The sequence below is a fragment of the Nonomuraea sp. NPDC001684 genome (assembly GCF_053596515.1).
In genome coordinates, this window is the sequence record NZ_JBSFGJ010000221.1 from 1 (window position 1) to 15535 (window position 15535).

Sequence of the window (15535 nt, forward strand, 5' to 3'; positions counted from 1 at the left end):
GAGGTGGAACAACGTGACTTATAGTAGCCGACTCCGCAAAGCACGCATAAAGGCGCAGGCTCGCGCCACGGGCGGGCGAGCGGTCGGCGGCCACCACGCGGCCCGCGCCGGCCCGCACGGCGAAGCGGGCCACGAGCAGCCCGATCGGGCCGAGCCCGAGGACCGCGACGGTGTCCCCGGCGCGGATCCCGGCCCGCCGCACCGCGTGCAGGGCCACGGCCGCGGGCTCGAACACCGCCGCCTGCTCCAGCGGCACCGACTCGGGCAGCCGGTGCAGCATGTATGCGGGGACCGTCGCCCGTTCGGCGAGCCCGCCGTGCCCCATCAGCCCGGCGAACCCGAAATGGCGGCAGATGTTGTACTCCCCCGCCAGGCAGCGCGGGCAGTTCCCGCACCGGTAGTGCGGCTCCACCGCGACCCGGTCGCCCACGGCCAGGCCGGTCACGCCCGCGCCGAGGCCGGTGACCGTGCCGCAGAACTCGTGGCCGAGGACGATCGGCGCGCGCACGCCGGACTCCGGATGCGGCTCGCTCACGGGGATCGCGTGCGGGCCGTCGGCGTACTCGTGCAGGTCGCTGCCGCAGATCCCGCAGTACGCCACCGCGATCGCCGCCTCACCGGGGCCGGGCTCGCGCACGGGGACGTCCTCGACCCGCACGTCCTTGGCCCCGTGCCAGACCGCGGCCCTCACGCGGCCGCCCTGCGCAGCACGGCGGGGGCCGTCTCCTTCAGGGCGAAGGCGAGCCCCACCACGACCAGCGCGCCGCCGGCGGCGATGAACATCGCGGCCTGCAACCCCCACTGGTCGGACGCCCATCCGGCGACCATCGGGCCCAGGAAGCCGCCCGCCAGCTCGCCCACGCCCATGATCACGCCGAGCGCGGTGGCCAGCGCGCCGCGCGGCACGGTCTCGGCCGGGATGGTGGCCATGAACAGCGTGAAGCAGCCGAGCCCGGTGTAGGTGACGATCATGATCGCGCCGAGCAGCACGGGGCTCTCGACGTAGACCACGGCCAGCGGGCAGAACACCGCGAGCGCGGTGAAGCCGATCAGCGCGGGCTTGCGTCCCAGCCGGTCGGAGATGGCCGGGGTGGCGAAGCCCCAGAGCACCCAGGCCACGCCCAGGCACGTCATGACGCCGCTCATCGTGCCCGGCCCGAAGCCCTTCACCTGGGTCAGGTACGTCGGCGTGAAGGTGATGATGGTGACGAACCAGGTCAGGTAACAGCAGGCGATGAGCATGCAGACGACGATGTTGCGCAGCTTCAGCACCTCGCCCAGCGGCACCCGCGGCTCCTTGGCGGGCGCCTCGGCCGCCGCCCGCGGCGACCGCTCGCGGACGAACTTGGCGATCAGCAGCGCCATCACCAGGCCCGGCACGATCGTGACGTAGAAGGCGACCCGCCAGTCGTAGGTCTCGGCGATCCACACCACGACCAGCGGCGCGAGGATGCCGCCGAGCAGCCCGGCCGACGAGCCCTGCAACAGGCCCATGTTGAAGCCCCTGCGGCGTTCCCGGCTGGCCTCGACCATGAGCGACTGCGCCATCGGCAGCACGGCGCCCTCGGCCGTGCCCATCAGCGCGCGGGCGGCCAGCAGCCCGGCGAACCCGCCCATCAGCCCGGACGAGGCCGAGAACAGCGAGAACAGCACCACGGCCACGACCAGGATGGGCTTGCGCCTGCCGAGCGCGTCGGACAGGCGGCCGGCGAACATCCCGGCCAGCGCCCAGGTGAGCGCGAGCACGCCGGACAGCGTGCCCAGCTCGGCGTTGGACAGGCCGAAGTCCTGGTCCATGTACGGCGCCAGGAACGACAGCGCCTGCCGGTCGAAGAAGACGAAGCCGAAGGACAGGAAGAGGATGACGAGAAGGCGGTTCTCGTACCGGTCGGCGGCCCTGGTGTCCGGCGCGGCCGCGATGTCGGTCATGACGCTCTCATTTCGGGGGATGCGACGGGGCGGCGATCAGCGGAACAGGGAGTTGACGTAGTCGGCGCCGATGCCGACCTTCTCGTAGTGCTCGCGGCACATCTTGATGTAGTCGTGCACGTCGAAGAAGCCGTCGGGGTCGCCGTTCTCGTCCAGCCAGACGAGCGGGCCCTTGACGATGAAGAACGTCTTCATCGGCTCGCCGCTGTCGTAGGCGACCAGCGTGTGGCCCTCGCCCGGGGCCTCGTAGACGAAGTCGCCCGCGGTGGCCGTCCAGGGGCGTTCCAGGTAGCCCCACTTGCCGGAGATCGTGTACGCGAACACCTCGTGCGGGTGGTAGTGCCGGTTGACCAGCCCGGCCTCCTTGGCCCGCAGGATGTCGGCCCAGCTGTTGTCCTTGACGTTGATCCACAGCGGCCGGGAGCCGACGGTCTCGGTGAACGGCACGTAGTACCGGTCGTCGTCGGTGGCCACCTTGGACAGGTACACCTCGGGCAGCGCGTCCGGCCGGAAGGAGTTCTCGATCGGCCGCAGGTCCTTCCAGAACTCGCCGGTGGGGTTGTCGGGCATCTGAACGGCCCCTTTCGTGTCGTGTTCCCGGCAGTGAATCCCGGCCGGGCCGACACCGTCTTTCCCCAGGTGGACGTGGCGGCTTGCAGATTCAGGACATGCGACCGCGCCCGCGGTCAGGCGCCGAGGTCGCGCACCACGTTGTCCAGCCGCACGGCGAGGTCGTCGAGGGCCTGCCCGTCCGTCGCGGCGCCGTCGGGGAGCTGGGCCATGACGTCCTCGCGGCTGGCTATCACCAGCCCCCGATGGGCGTCGTCGATCTCCGCGGCCCGCAGCACGACGCAGTCGCCCCGGACGAACACGAGCGTCGCGTCGGCGTGCTCCGACTCCAGCAGCCTGCGGACACAGTCACGGTCGATGAGAGACATCTCGGCTCCTCTTCCCCTCAGCGGGCGTGTACCCCCACAGAAGGACCGAAACCCCAGGTGGTCGCGCCGGCGTCGCGCTAGCCGAAGGTGGGCGGGCCGCCGTCGTCGCGGGCGCGCCGCCGCGCGAACATCACCAGGTACGCGGCGGCGGCCACCGCCAGGATCGCCGGCGGCAGCGCCAGCGGCAGGTGTCCGGCCAGCACCGCGAGCACCGCCAGCACGACCCCGGCGAGCAGCAGCAGCGCGGCGGCCAGCAGGCGCAGGCCGAGCGCGTTCGACGGCGGCGGCTTGCGCGGCCAGTGCCCCTCGCCGCCGCCGTGCACGCCGGGCACGCCGGTGTCGCTCACCACGCCTGAGGGGCTGATCTCGTCCGGGGGCGGCGGCTCGCGCAGCACCGGAGCGAAGAACTCGTCCTCGGGATCGTCGTCTCGCCGGTTCATGAGGGTGACCCCTACCCAGGATTCCGGCCGCTCCCACGAGTGAACGGCGGGGCGGCGGGAAGAGCTGTTGCTGGCGGTAGCGAGCCGCTCACCTGCGTGAACGAGGACTGAGGACATGACGACGACGCCGCATCCAGCATCGGGGGACGAGCAGCGCGAGCACACCCTGCGCGATGCCGTGAGGACGGACATCGAGAGCGTCGAGGAGCCCGCCCGGCTGCTCCGCGTGAGCGCGATGGCCCGCAGCCTGCTGGAGGAGGCCAAGGGGGTGCACCTGGAGGAGCGCGCCAGGGAGCGCATGCACCGCATCTACGAGCAGGCCATCCGGGAGGTCGCCGGGGCGGTCGCGCCCGAGCTGCGCGACGAGCTGGAGCGCCTGCGGCCAACCCCGAACGGCGGGACGCCGACGGAGATGGAGATCCGGGTCATGCAGGGGCAGCTCGTGGGCTGGCTGGAGGGCGTCTTCCAGGGCATCCAGGCCGGGCTCCAGCTCCAGCAGGCCGCCGCCCGCCAGCAGCAGCTCGGCCTGCACGCCGGCCGCGCCCTGCCCCGCCCCGACGGCGTCCGCGCCCAGAACGACGGCAACTACATGTAGACACCGGAGCCGGGAGCGGTCAGCGGGAGGGGCTCCATTCGGGCCGCCAGCCGGGGCGCAGGCGGTAGCCGTAGGCCAGGTGGCGCAGCGTCTGGCAGGGAGAGCCGGCGGCCTCGCCGCACACCGGGCAGAGGGCGTCCCCGGCCGACAGCGGCGGGGTGTGCTCGTTCAGCAACGCCAGTTCGGCGCCGCAGCGGGCGATCGCGTCGGCCGGGTCGTGCAGGGCGATGTGGATCGCCTCGACCGGGTGGAGCAGGTCGTCGTCGTGGAAGCCGACGCGGGTGACCGTCCGCCCGCCGCCGAACTCCAGCCGCCGCGCGCCGCCCGCGCCCTGGCGTACCGGGGCGGCGGCCGGGCCGGCGGCCGTGAGGTAGCGCCAGGGCCCGGCGCCGGCCGCCTCCGCGGTGGCCTTGTCGGCCTCGATCTGCGTGCGCAGCCACTGGACCAGCGTGGCGCCGTCGGTCTCGGGGGCGCCCTCGGCGCCCTCCAGCTCGCGCAGGAACGGGGTGACCGCCGCGTTCAGCTCGGCGACGAACGCCTCCAGCGACGCCTGGGCGTCGTCCAGGTTGGGCAGGCCCTCGGCGCGCGGCCGGGTGGGCGTCGGCAGCCGGTCGCCGGACAGGGGGATGCGCAGCTCCAGCGTGCTCAGGGCGGTCGGCGTGCCCTCCGCGCCGGCCGCGTACGGCTGCTCGCCCTGGTGCCGCCAGCTCGACCAGCCGTCCGGCAGCGGGACGGGCGGCGGCGCGGCGAGCTCGACCACGGCCAGCGGGTCGCGGCCGTCCTCGGCCCGGTGGCAGGCCGCGTCCAGGACCCGGGGGTGGGTGCGCACGTACGGCGAGTCGGCGACCGGGCGGGTGGCGACCTCCCAGGCGGCCAGCGCGAAGTGCAGCGGGTCCAGCGTGACGCCGCTCGCGCCCGGCTCCCCGCCCGTGGCCGCGAACGCGTGCCGCCACCTGCGTAGCTGTTCGCCGTAGTGCTCCTGCGTCCCGCCGTGCCCGGCGTCGATCCAGAACGCCTGCGTCGCGGTGCGAGCCGTGCTCTTCATGGCAGAACTCCCCTTAAATCCCCTATCGTGCTTTCTGCCCGGTATCGCGGGCGACCAACGCCTCCGGACCGCCCTCCGTTAGCGCTGTGACCTGCGGGGTAGGCCACGGCCAGCGGGAAGTGCGAGCGAGGGGGATTGTGGTCATGCGCACGACTGCTTTTCGGGGCATCAGCTCCTTCAACGGGGAATCGCGGCAACCGGCTCCGCGGCGCATCCAGATCGTGCACACCGAGTCGCGAGGACGGTCGCACCCGTTCGTCGCGGCCGTGCTCGGCGCCTGCGCCGGGGCCGCGGTGACGTACCTGCTGGATCCGGACCGGGGCCGGACGCGCCGCGCCCGCGTGCGGGACAAGGGCTCACACGCCACCCACGAGGTGCGCGACGGCCTGGGCGTGCTCGGCCGCGACCTGTCCAACAGGGGCCGCGGGTCGGCCGCGGCGGCCAGGTACCGCCTGACCGGCGGCACCGCCGACGACCGCGTCCTGCACGAACGCGTACGCGCCGAACTGGGCCGTCACATCAGCCACCCGCACGCCGTCGAGGTCGACGTGCGCGAGCGCGTCGTGACGCTCTCCGGCGACGTGCTCGCGGGCGAGGACGAGCGCGCCCGCCAGAAGGTGCGCCGCATCCCGGGCGTCAAGCGGGTGGAGACCACCTGGCACGTGCACAGGGACGGCACCGACGCGCCCCGGCTGCAGGGTCAGGGCCGCCGCCGCAAGGCGGTGCCGGAGCTGCTGCAGCAGCGCTGGTCGCCCTCGGCCAGGCTGGTCGCGGGCGGGGCGGCGGCCTCGATCTGGGCGGTCACCGGCAAGCTGCCGAAGCCGCTGTCCTGGCTGACCCGCTGCGCCGCCTCCGCGCTGGCCGTGCGGGCGGCGACGAACCTGCCGCTGCGCCGCCTCACCGGCGTCAACGCCGGCCGCGAGGCGATCGACGTCAACGCGGCCGTCTCGATCGCGGCGCCGGTGGCGGCCGTGTGGCCGCTGGTGAGCGACTACTCGCTGTTCCCGCGCTTCATGCCGGACGTCGAGGAGGTCCGGCTGTCGGCCGACGAGCTGCGCTCCCACTGGGTGATCAGGGGCCCGGCCGGGACGCGCATCCGCTTCACGGCCACCGAGACCAAGCGCGAGGAGGGCGCGGAGATCGCCTGGAAGTCCGGCGACGGCGAGCTCATCGCCCACACCGGCGTGCTGCGCGTGGACGCCCAGGCCGACGGCCGGACGCGCGTCCAGGTGCACCTGTGCTACAACCCCATCGCGGGGGCGGCCGGGCACGCCATCGCCGGGCTGCTCGGCGCGCATCCCGCGCGCAAGCTGCGGCAGGATCTGATGCGGCTGAAGGAGCACGTCGAGAGCCAGGTGCAGCCGGCCGCGCCGTCCCTGCTCTGACCGCTCTCCGACCGCTCTCCGGCCGCTCTCCGGCCGCCGGACGGCCACGCGCGACGGGGGGTCGCGCGTGGCCCGTACGCTGGCGTGATATCGATCCCGATATCACCCGATGGCCGATATCGGTCTTGGACGCCGCCTTTTGTCCTGTGCTGTCATGTCCGGGCTTGTCCTGTTCCCGCCCGGAGGTGCTCCCGCATGCCCAATCGCCTGTCGAACGTCGGTCGGCTCACGGTCGCGGCGATGTCGGCCGGGTTGCTGACGGCCGCGATCACGCTGCCCGCCGTCGGCGGCACCGGCACGCTGGTCGTCTCCGCCACCGAGCAGCTGAACCTCAAGCCGGTGGCGCTGGCCGAGCCGCCCCTGGCGCAGACCTCCACCGTGTACGACGCCCGCGGCAACGTGATCGCCCGCTTCTACGACCAGAACCGCGAGATCGTCCGCCTGGACCAGATCTCCGAGGTGATGCGGACGGCGGTCGTCGCCATCGAGGACGACCGGTTCTACCAGCACGGCGCGATCGACCTGGAGGGCACGCTGCGCGCCCTGGTCAAGAACCTCAGCTCCGACCGGCTCAGCCAGGGCGGTTCCAGCATCACCCAGCAGTACGTCAAGCAGGTGCTGCTCAACGCGGCCGGCACCGAGCAGGACAAGAACAAGGCCCTGGAGGCCAGCTACGCCCGCAAGCTCAAGGAGCTGCGCTACGCGATGGGCGTCGAGCAGAAGTACGGCAAGGACGAGATCCTGCGCCGCTACCTCAACATCGCCTACTTCGGCGCGGGGGCCAACGGCGTGCAGGCCGCGGCCAGGCGGTTCTTCGGCGTCCCGGCGTCCCGGCTGGACCTGGCCCAGGCCGCCACGCTGGCGGGCGCCGTGCAGGACCCGAACACGACCGACCCGAGCCGCGGCGGGAAGGCCCGCGCGCTGCTGCTGGCCCGGCGGAACGTGGTGCTCGACCGGATGGCCGAGCTGGGCAGGATCACGCCGGAGCAGGCGGCCGCGGCCAAGGCGAGGAAGCTGGGGTTCAAGGACGTCCGGCTGCCCAACGGCTGCGGCGACAGCGACCATCCCTACTTCTGCGAGTACGTCCGGCACGAGCTGCTGGCCAACCCGGACTTCGGCGGCACGCGGCGGGCCAGGGAACGCGCCTTCGCGCAGGGCGGCCTGAAGATCTACACCACGCTCGACCCGAAAGCCCAGGCCGCCGCCGACCGGGCGATCAGGAAGCACGTCGCCGCCACTGACAACGCCCTGGCCGCCGAGGCGCTGGTCGAGCCCGGCACCGGCGCGATCAGGGCCATGGCCGCCAGCCGCGGCTACGGCTCCTCGGCCAGGAAGAAGCAGATCTCCTTCAACGCGGTGGCCGACGCGCGGCACGGCGGGCTGATCGGCTTCCAGGCGGGCTCGACGTTCAAGACGTTCACCCTGGTCGAGGCGCTCAAGCAGGGCATGAAGGTGGACGACGGCATCACCGTGGGCAACGGCTACAAAGCCCCCTCCACCGCCGCCTTCAAGAACTGCGCCGGCGCCGGCGTCGGCGACCCGTCCTGGACGGTCACCAACGACGAGGGCTCCCCCGGTTTCAAGACGCTGCGGACCGGCACGTGGGGCTCGGTGAACACCTTCTTCATGGCGCTGGAGCAGCGGGTGGGGCTGTGCCGGACGGTGGAGACGGCCAAGTCGCTCGGCATCGCCCGCGCCGACGGCCGCAAGCTCCAGGAGTACGAGACGTTCACGCTCGGCATCAACGAGACCGACCCGGTGACGGTGGCCACCGCGTACGCCGCCATCGCCGCCCGGGGCAGGTACTGCGCGCCGATGGCCATCACCAAGATCACCGATGCCGCCACCGGCCGGCCGACCTCGTACCGGCCGTCGTGCCGGCAGGCGCTCGATCCGGGCGTCGCCGACGCGACCGCGCACATCCTGTCGGGCGTGTTCACCAAGGGCACGATGAGCCGCGTCGGCGGCATCGGCCGCCCGGCGGCGGGCAAGACCGGCACCACCGACGGGTACGCCACGGCGTGGTTCGCCGGGTTCACCCCGGACCTGGCGGGCGCGGTCAGCATCGGCGACCCGCGCGGCTCGCAGCGGCACAAGCTGGTGAACACCACGATCGGCGGCCGGCACTTCGCCATCGTGGCCGGGGCCTCGCTGCCGGGGCCGATCTGGAACGACACGATGAGGGCGGCGCTGAAGGGCGTGCCGGCCACGCGGTTCACGCCGATCGACACCGGGCGCTTCGGCGGCTGCGGCGACGCCTGCGCGCCCGCCCGTCCCGACCGGGACGCGTACCGTCCCGACGCGGGCGAGCCCGGCCTCGGGGAGCCGGCCCTCGACGACCAGGGCGCCGGGAGAACGCCCGTGGCTCCCGGTCCATAACCCCGACGGGTGACTCAAGAGCTATACGACAGGCGGCGCGGCGCGACCGTACCCTCGATGAGTCCGCACATCTCCGCCTCACGAGGGACGGTTCCGCCATGCCCAAGGCACGGACGTTCGGCCGGACACATCTGGCGCTCTGCCTCGCGCTCGCCGCCGGGGTCGCCGCCATCGGCGTGAGCGCGGTGGCCGACGCCACCGCCGCGCGCCCGGGCGACCCGCGGCCCGTGGTCATCCGCGACACGAGCGGCGTCGCGGTCGGGCGGCTCAGCATCCTGCGCGAGGGGTTCGGGACGGCGCGCGTCTCGGTCTCGGTCAAGGGCCTGACGCCCGGCTTCCACGGCTTCCACATCCACACGACGGGCCTGTGCGACCCCAAGGCCGTCGATCCGGCGACCGGCCAGGTCTCCCCCTTCTTCACCGCCGGCGGCCACCTCGACCTGGCCGGCGCCGTCCACGCCGGGCACTCGGGCGACCTGCCGCCGCTGCTGGTCGGTAAGGACGGGTCGGGCGCCGCGTCGGTCGTCACCGACCGGTTCGGCCTGCGCGAGCTGACCGACGCCGACGGCAGCGCGGTCATCGTGCACGCGCTCCCCGACAACCTGGCCAACATCCCCGCCCGCTACGCCCCCGACGGCCCCGACGAGGCCACGCACCGGACGGGCGACGCGGGCGGCCGCACCGCCTGCGGCGTGATCAGGTGACGCGACGCGCGTGAGGCCCGCCATGGCCGGGCGGCGACGCGACGCGCGTGAGGCCAGCCGTGGCCAGGTGGCGACGCGACGCGCCTGTGCCCCGCCGTGGCCGGGCGGCGGTGTGCGGCTAGTCTCGTGCCGTAACGCCGCCGACCTCGGGGAGTTCCCGTCATGATCTTCATCACCGCGAAGTTCCGCGTCCTGCCGGAGCACGCCGGCCGCTGGCCGGAGATCTCGGCCGAGTTCACCGAGGCCACCCGCGCCGAGCCGGGCTGCCTGTGGTTCGACTGGTCGCGCAGCCTCGACGACCCGGCCGAGTACGTCCTCGTCGAGGCCTTCCGCGACGACGCCGCCGGGGCGGCGCACGTGGGGTCGGCGCACTTCAAGCAGGCCCAGCAGGTGCTGCCCGGCTACCTGGCCGAGACGCCGCGCATCGTCAACGCGAACGTCCCGCAGGACGACTGGTCGCTGCTCGGCGAGATGGCCGTCCCCGAGCGCGGCTGACCGCTCAGGGCCGCAGCACCAGCGCCGGATCCAGCGCCAGGGTGGCGGCCGCGAGCGCGAGGAACACGATCGCCAGGTAGAACTGCGGCGAGCGGTCGGCCACGCGCAGGTGGGTGTAGAGGGCGCAGACGAAGTAGAGGACGAGCCCGGCCGCGGCCGCCGTCCCGGCCAGGGGCACGCCCAGCAGGCCGAGCGCCAGCCCGGCCGCGCCGGCCGCCTTCAGCGTGCCCATCGGCCAGACCAGCCACGACCGCGGCACCCCGGTCCGGTCGAGCGCGGGGCCGAGCGACCGCATCACCGGGGCGAGCCGGGTCATGGCGGCGAACCCGGAGAAGGCGTTGCAGGCGATCGTCACCAGCGCGGTGACGACGTAGGCGGTGGAGTGCGGCACGGGATCCTCCGGTCGGTGTCGGCTGGTCAGCCCTGCGGGCCGAGCCCGGACGCGTGGCCCGCGGCCGGGTCGTCCAGGGGCTGATGGACGGGCGAGCGGTCGTCGGCCGGGTGGTTCTGGCGGGCGAAGGCCGGGGCGTGGGCGGCGGCCCAGTCGCCGAAGGTGCGGGGCGGGCGGCCGAGCACCGCGGCCGCGTCCCCGGTGACCGGGTGCTGGGGGCGCGTGGCGTACCTGGCGTAGCGCGCCAGCAGGGCCTGGACGAACGGCTCCGGCAGGCCGCCCGCGACCAGGCGCCGCTCGGCGGCCTCCGGCGGGATCTCCTCGAAGCGCAGCGGCCGGCCGATCGCCTCGCCGAGCACGGCCACCATCGCGGCGTGGGTCAGCGACTCGGGCCCGGTCAGTTCGAGCCGGCGTCCGGCGTACCCGCCGAGCAGCGTCCTGGCGGCGATCTCGACCAGGTCCCGCTCGTCGATCGGCACCTCCTGGAAGCCCGCGTGCACGTACCGGACGACGTCCCCGGCCCGGATCTGCGGGGCCCACGCCTGGAGGGCGTTGCCGGCGAAGGAGGCGGCGCGCAGGCTGGTCCACTCCAGGCCGCTGTGCACGGCGGCGGCCTCGGCCTCCTTGTTCCGGTCGCCGCGGAAGCGGGAGGGCTGCTCGTCGAGGGGCTCGTCGACGTTCATCGCCGACAGGGCCACCACCCGCCGCGCCCCGCGCTCGGCGGCACGGGCGAGCAGGCCGGGCGCCCCGTCGCCGATGGCGCGCGGGTGCAGGAAGACGGCGGTGACGCCGTCCAGGTGGCCGGCGAGGGTCTCGGGGCGGGCCGGGTCGCCCTCGACGGCCTCGGCTCCGGCGGGCAGGCGCACCCCGGCCGCCGAACGGGTGACGGCGCGCACCTTGGCCCCTCGGGCGGTGAGCAGTTCGACCAGCGGGCGTCCGAACGTCCCGGTGGCGCCGGTGACGAGAATCATGTCGTTCATGCCCTCTGAGAGGAACCCGGGACGGGAAGTGTGACATCGGCTTGAGCCGGCGGAAGTCCCGCCCGCTCGGCCACCGAGCTCCGGGACCCGCCGACAAGGGGTGCTTTATCCGGATCGGAGCGCTGGGCGGCTACTCTGCGGCCCATGCACACCCAGTCACTCGCACCCGGTCCGGCCCTCGGCCCCAGGCTCATCAGAGCCGAGATCCTCGTCGTGCTGTCGGTCTCGCTCGGCGCCAGCGCGGTGTTGTCGCTGGTCCGGCTGATCGGCTCGCTGACCGCGCCCAAGGAGCTGAAGGGGCAGCAGGCCGTGCTGGTCGGCTCGCTGGCCCCCGGGCGGCCGTGGCTGGACCTGACGTTGCAGCTCGTGGACATCGCGATCTCGGTGGCGCCGGTCGCGCTGGTGGCGTACCTGCTGGTGCGGTCGGGCGAGTCGTTGCGGACGATCGGGGTGGACCTGCGCGAGCCGGGCCGCGACACGTTGCGCGGCGCGCTGCTCGCCGCCGCGATCGGCGGCACGGGGCTGGCCTTCTACCTGGTGGTCTACGCGCTGGGCGTCAACCTGACGGTGGTGCCGGGGCAGTTGCCCGAGGTGTGGTGGCGGGTGCCGGTGCTGCTGCTGGCCGCCGCGCAGAACGGCGTGCTGGAGGAGGTGCTGGTCAGCGGCTACCTGCTGCACCGGCTGGACCAGGCGGGCTGGGGGCCGTGGCGGGCGGTGGCCGTGTCGTCGGTGTTGCGGGGGTCGTACCACCTGTATCAGGGGTTCGGGGGGTTCGTCGGGAACGTGGTCATGGGGCTGGTGTTCGGACGGCTGTACCAGCGGTGGGGGCGCGCGATGCCGCTGGTGATCGCGCACACGCTGATCGACGTGGTGGCCTTCGTCGGGTACGCCGCCCTGCACGGCCGGGCGAGCTGGCTCCCCTGACGCAAGCGACTTGCACGACTGTCGCAAGAAACCGATAAACGCTTGCAGCTCGACATCAAAGCTCCGAAACTCCTTCGCAGGAGCCTTGTGTCGCGGGGTCGTGGGGTCCTACTGTCACCTCACCCCCCGAGAGAATCGAGCTTCGGATGTCAGGCACGAGCACATCCCGGAGGGTCGTGGCGGTGCTCGCCGCGGCCCTCGGCCTCCCCCTCGCCTCGCTCGCCGTCCCCGCGCAGGCCGTGGCGGCACATGCGCCCGTGGTCACCAGGGCCGCCCTCGACCCGGCCCTGGTCGCCGGCCGGGGCGCGCGCGTCGGCTTCGCCGAGCAGGAGGCCGAGAACGCCTCGACGGACGGCACGGTCATCGGCCCCGACCGCACCGCGTACACGCTGCCCGCCGAGGCGTCCGGGCGGCGGGCGGTCCGGCTGACGCCCGGCCGGCACGTCGAGTTCACCCTGCCGGCCGCGGCCAACGCGATCACGGTCCGCTACAGCATCCCCGACGCGCCCGCGGGCGGCGGCATCACCGCGCCGCTCGACGTCGCGGTCAACGGCCGCCACCGGGCCACCATGACGCTGACCTCGCAGTACTCCTGGCTGTACAACCAGTACCCCTTCACCAACGACCCCGGGGCCGACCTGCTGCACCCGGACTGGTGGATCACCGAGTGCTCCTGCGTGCCCAGCGCCACCACCCCGGCCCCGGCGATCGTCAAGCCGTTCCGGCCCAGCCACTTCTACGACGAGCAGCGCCTGCTGCTCGGGCGCACGTACCGGGCGGGCGACCGGATCCGGCTGACGGCGAGCGCCGGAGCCGCCTGGACGGTCATCGACCTGCTCGACTCCGAACTCGTCGCCCCGCCGCGGATCGTGCCGGTCGCGGCCGACGTGCTGGCCTTCGGCGCGGACCCGTCCGGGCGCCGCGAGTCGTCGGCCGCCTTCGACCGGGCCGTCGCCTTCGCCAGGCGCGCCCACCTGAAGGTGTACGTCCCGCCCGGCACGTACCAGGTCAACCGGCACATCGTCGTGGACGACGTGACGATCACCGGCGCCGGAAGCTGGTACACGATCATCAAGGGCCGCGAGGTCACCCTGGAGGCCCCGGCGCCCGACGGGTCCGTCCACACCGGCGTCGGCTTCTACGGCAGGGACGCCGCGGACGGCGGCAGCCGCAACGTGCACCTGTCCGGGTTCGCCATCGAGGGCGACGTCCGCGAGCGCGTCGACACCGACCAGGTCAACGGCGTCGGCGGCGCGATGAGCGACTCCACGATCGAGGGCCTGCACATCCACCACACCAAGGTCGGCCTCTGGTTCGACGGCCCGATGAGCGGCACCCGCGTCACCGGCAACGTGATCGCCGACCAGATCGCCGACGGGCTCAACCTGCACACCGGCGTCACCGGTACGGTCGTGTCGGACAACTTCGTCCGCAACTCCGGCGACGACGGCCTGGCCATGTGGTCGGAGCGCACGGCGGACGCGCGCAACACCTTCGACCACAACACGGTCCAGACGCCGGTGCTGGCCAACGGCATCGCGATCTACGGCGGCACCGACAACACGGTCTCGGCCAACCTGATCGCCGACCCCGTCCGCGAGGGCAGCGCCCTGCAGGTCGGCTCCCGCTTCGGCGCCGAGCCGTTCGCCGGCCGCCTGGACATCACCGGCAACACCACCGTGCGGGCCGGCACGTACGAGCTGAACTGGAAGATCGGCCTCGGCGCCATCTGGTTCTACGCCCTGGAGCGGAACATCGACGCCGACATCCGGGTGACCGGCGACCACTACCTGGACAACACCTACAACGCCGTCATGCTGGTCGCCGACTGGCCCGTCAAGGACCTCTACTCCATCACGAACCTGCGCTTCAAGGACGTCCGGGTGGACGGCACCGGCACCTCGGTGCTCAGCGCCCGCGCCGCCGGCTCGGCCGCCTTCGAGAACGTGGACGCCCGCAACGTGGGCGCGGTCCCCGTGAACAACTGCGGCACCTTCCACTTCACCCCGTCCGGCTCGGAGTTCGCGCTGACGGACGGCGGCGGCAACGACGGCTGGCTCGCCCCCTGGCTCCTGCCCAACACCCTCACCTGCGACGACCGCCCCCCGCTGATCCCCCCACCGGCCCCCGCCCCTTGGTGAGGTCGAAAACACCGGCGAAGGGATTTTGACAGCGTGATTCCTGCGACCATGATGGAGGAGCACATTCGTCCCAGGAGCTGATCGACGTGCACGGAGACGGCGGAGCGCCCACCGGTCCGGGCGGCAACGAATGGCCCGCCGACCTCGACGTCGGGCTCCTGCTGGAGTCCGGCTGGCGCCCCACCGCCTTCCGGCAGTTCATCCTCAAGCTGCACAGCCGCTGCAACCTCGCCTGCGACTACTGCTACATGTACGAGATGGCCGACCAGAGCTGGCGCCGCCAGCCGCGGAGCATGGCGAAGCCGACCATCGACCGCGTGGCCGCCCGCATCGCCGAACACGCCGATGCTCATCAGCTGAAGAGCGTGGACATCACCCTGCACGGCGGCGAGCCCCTGCTGGCAGGCATACCACACGTCCGGTACGCGGTGAACGCCCTGAGATCGGCGCTCGGCGAGCGGACAGACGCGGTCGTCCAGGTGCAGACCAACGGCGTCCTGCTCAGCGAGGCGTTCCTGGACCTGCTCGCCGAGCTCGACGTGTACGTCGGCGTCAGCCTCGACGGTGACGCCGACGGGCACGACCGCCACCGCCGGCGCTCCGACGGGGAGGGCAGCTACGACAAGGTGCGCGCCGGGCTGGCCCGGCTCACCTCGCCCGCCTATCGCCACCTGTTCAGCGGCCTGCTGTGCACGCTCGACCTCGCCAACGACCCCGTCATCACCTACAAGGCCCTGCTGGAGTTCCAGCCGCCGACGGTGGACTTCCTGCTGCCGCACGGCAACTGGGAGACTCCACCGCCCGGCTGGTCGGCGACCGCACAGCCCTACGGCGACTGGCTCGTCGCCGTCTTCGAGCACTGGCGTTCGGCCCGGCCCAGGGCGACCCGGATCCGGCTGTTCAGCGAGATCATCCGGCAGTTGTGCGGCAGCCCGTCCAGGAGCGAGTCGATCGGGCTGGCGCCCGTGGCCATGGTCGTGGTGGAGACGGACGGCAGCATCGAGCAGGTCGACACGCTCAAGTCCGCCTACGAGGGGGCGGCGCGCACCGCGCTGCACGTGCTGCGCGACTCCTTCGACACGGCGCTGCTCGAACCGGCCATCGTCGCCCGGCAGATCGGCCGTGACGCGATGTCGGAGACCTGCGCGTCCTGCGACATCGTGGGGATCTGCGGCGGCGGCCTCTACCC

16 protein-coding genes are annotated in these 15535 nt (G+C 73.1%); 8 read left to right on the forward strand and 8 right to left on the reverse strand.

What is annotated here, in order from left to right:
- From ACWCSD_RS30890 to ACWCSD_RS30910, 5 genes are all read right to left on the reverse strand, one after another.
- Window positions 1-691 (reverse strand): alcohol dehydrogenase catalytic domain-containing protein (locus tag ACWCSD_RS30890; RefSeq protein WP_449920057.1); only part of this gene is annotated, 691 nt, incomplete at its 3' end.
- Window positions 688-1929, reverse strand: coding sequence for an MFS transporter (locus tag ACWCSD_RS30895; RefSeq protein ID WP_358292510.1), 1242 nt, complete (start codon window positions 1927-1929; stop codon window positions 688-690). The genes ACWCSD_RS30895 and ACWCSD_RS30890, both read right to left, overlap by 4 nt.
- 36 nt (window positions 1930-1965) lie before the next feature.
- The gene (locus ACWCSD_RS30900; RefSeq protein WP_352324601.1) at window positions 1966-2499 is read right to left on the reverse strand and encodes a 2,4'-dihydroxyacetophenone dioxygenase family protein; all 534 of its coding nucleotides are present in this window, start codon (window positions 2497-2499) and stop codon (window positions 1966-1968) included.
- 116 nt (window positions 2500-2615) lie between these two features.
- Window positions 2616-2867 carry a hypothetical protein gene (locus ACWCSD_RS30905; RefSeq protein WP_352352674.1) on the reverse strand — a complete coding sequence of 84 codons (252 nt, stop codon included), beginning with the start codon at window positions 2865-2867 and terminating at the stop codon, window positions 2616-2618.
- A gap of 77 nt (window positions 2868-2944) precedes the next feature.
- Window positions 2945-3307: a hypothetical protein gene (locus ACWCSD_RS30910; RefSeq protein ID WP_397160353.1), complete on the reverse strand. Its 363-nt coding sequence runs from the start codon at window positions 3305-3307 to the stop codon at window positions 2945-2947.
- A gap of 115 nt (window positions 3308-3422) precedes the next feature.
- On the opposite strand from ACWCSD_RS30910, the gene ACWCSD_RS30915 reads away from it, so the two are divergent.
- Entirely contained in the window at window positions 3423-3902 is a 480-nt protein-coding gene (locus ACWCSD_RS30915) for a proteasome activator (RefSeq protein ID WP_397160355.1), read from the forward strand.
- Between the two features lie 19 nt (window positions 3903-3921).
- On the opposite strand, the gene ACWCSD_RS30920 is transcribed toward ACWCSD_RS30915, so the two are convergent.
- Window positions 3922-4947 (reverse strand): DUF6221 family protein, encoded by a 1026-nt coding sequence (locus tag ACWCSD_RS30920; protein ID WP_449920060.1) that lies wholly within the window; start codon window positions 4945-4947, stop codon window positions 3922-3924.
- A 143-nt stretch (window positions 4948-5090) separates the two neighbouring features.
- Between ACWCSD_RS30920 and ACWCSD_RS30925 the strand changes: the two genes are divergently transcribed.
- From ACWCSD_RS30925 to ACWCSD_RS30940, 4 genes are all read left to right on the forward strand, one after another.
- Window positions 5091-6332, forward strand: coding sequence for an SRPBCC family protein (locus tag ACWCSD_RS30925; RefSeq protein ID WP_449920063.1), 1242 nt, complete (start codon window positions 5091-5093; stop codon window positions 6330-6332).
- Window positions 6333-6527: 195 nt separating this feature from the next.
- Entirely contained in the window at window positions 6528-8711 is a 2184-nt protein-coding gene (locus ACWCSD_RS30930) for a transglycosylase domain-containing protein (protein ID WP_449920065.1), read from the forward strand.
- A gap of 98 nt (window positions 8712-8809) precedes the next feature.
- Window positions 8810-9415 carry a superoxide dismutase family protein gene (locus ACWCSD_RS30935; RefSeq protein ID WP_449920067.1) on the forward strand — a complete coding sequence of 202 codons (606 nt, stop codon included), beginning with the start codon at window positions 8810-8812 and terminating at the stop codon, window positions 9413-9415.
- Between the two features lie 162 nt (window positions 9416-9577).
- On the forward strand, window positions 9578-9910 hold the full coding sequence (locus ACWCSD_RS30940; RefSeq protein WP_358292493.1) for a putative quinol monooxygenase: 333 nt from the start codon (window positions 9578-9580) through the stop codon (window positions 9908-9910).
- A 4-nt stretch (window positions 9911-9914) separates the two neighbouring features.
- On the opposite strand, the gene ACWCSD_RS30945 is transcribed toward ACWCSD_RS30940, so the two are convergent.
- Both ACWCSD_RS30945 and ACWCSD_RS30950 read right to left on the reverse strand, forming a co-directional pair.
- Window positions 9915-10301 carry a DoxX family protein gene (locus tag ACWCSD_RS30945; RefSeq protein WP_449920070.1) on the reverse strand — a complete coding sequence of 129 codons (387 nt, stop codon included), beginning with the start codon at window positions 10299-10301 and terminating at the stop codon, window positions 9915-9917.
- 26 nt (window positions 10302-10327) lie between these two features.
- Window positions 10328-11281, reverse strand: coding sequence for an NAD(P)H-binding protein (locus ACWCSD_RS30950; protein WP_449920072.1), 954 nt, complete (start codon window positions 11279-11281; stop codon window positions 10328-10330).
- Between the two features lie 144 nt (window positions 11282-11425).
- Here ACWCSD_RS30950 and ACWCSD_RS30955 point away from each other — a divergent pair, with 144 nt between their 5' ends.
- The 3 genes from ACWCSD_RS30955 to ACWCSD_RS30965 form a co-directional block, all read left to right on the forward strand.
- Complete coding sequence (locus ACWCSD_RS30955) at window positions 11426-12205, forward strand: CPBP family intramembrane glutamic endopeptidase (protein WP_449920074.1); 780 nt, start codon at window positions 11426-11428, stop codon at window positions 12203-12205.
- A gap of 176 nt (window positions 12206-12381) precedes the next feature.
- Window positions 12382-14346, forward strand: coding sequence for a glycosyl hydrolase family 28-related protein (locus tag ACWCSD_RS30960; RefSeq protein ID WP_449920076.1), 1965 nt, complete (start codon window positions 12382-12384; stop codon window positions 14344-14346).
- An 86-nt stretch (window positions 14347-14432) separates the two neighbouring features.
- A partial coding sequence (locus ACWCSD_RS30965; protein WP_449920081.1) for an FxsB family cyclophane-forming radical SAM/SPASM peptide maturase occupies window positions 14433-15535 on the forward strand: 1103 nt, incomplete at its 3' end.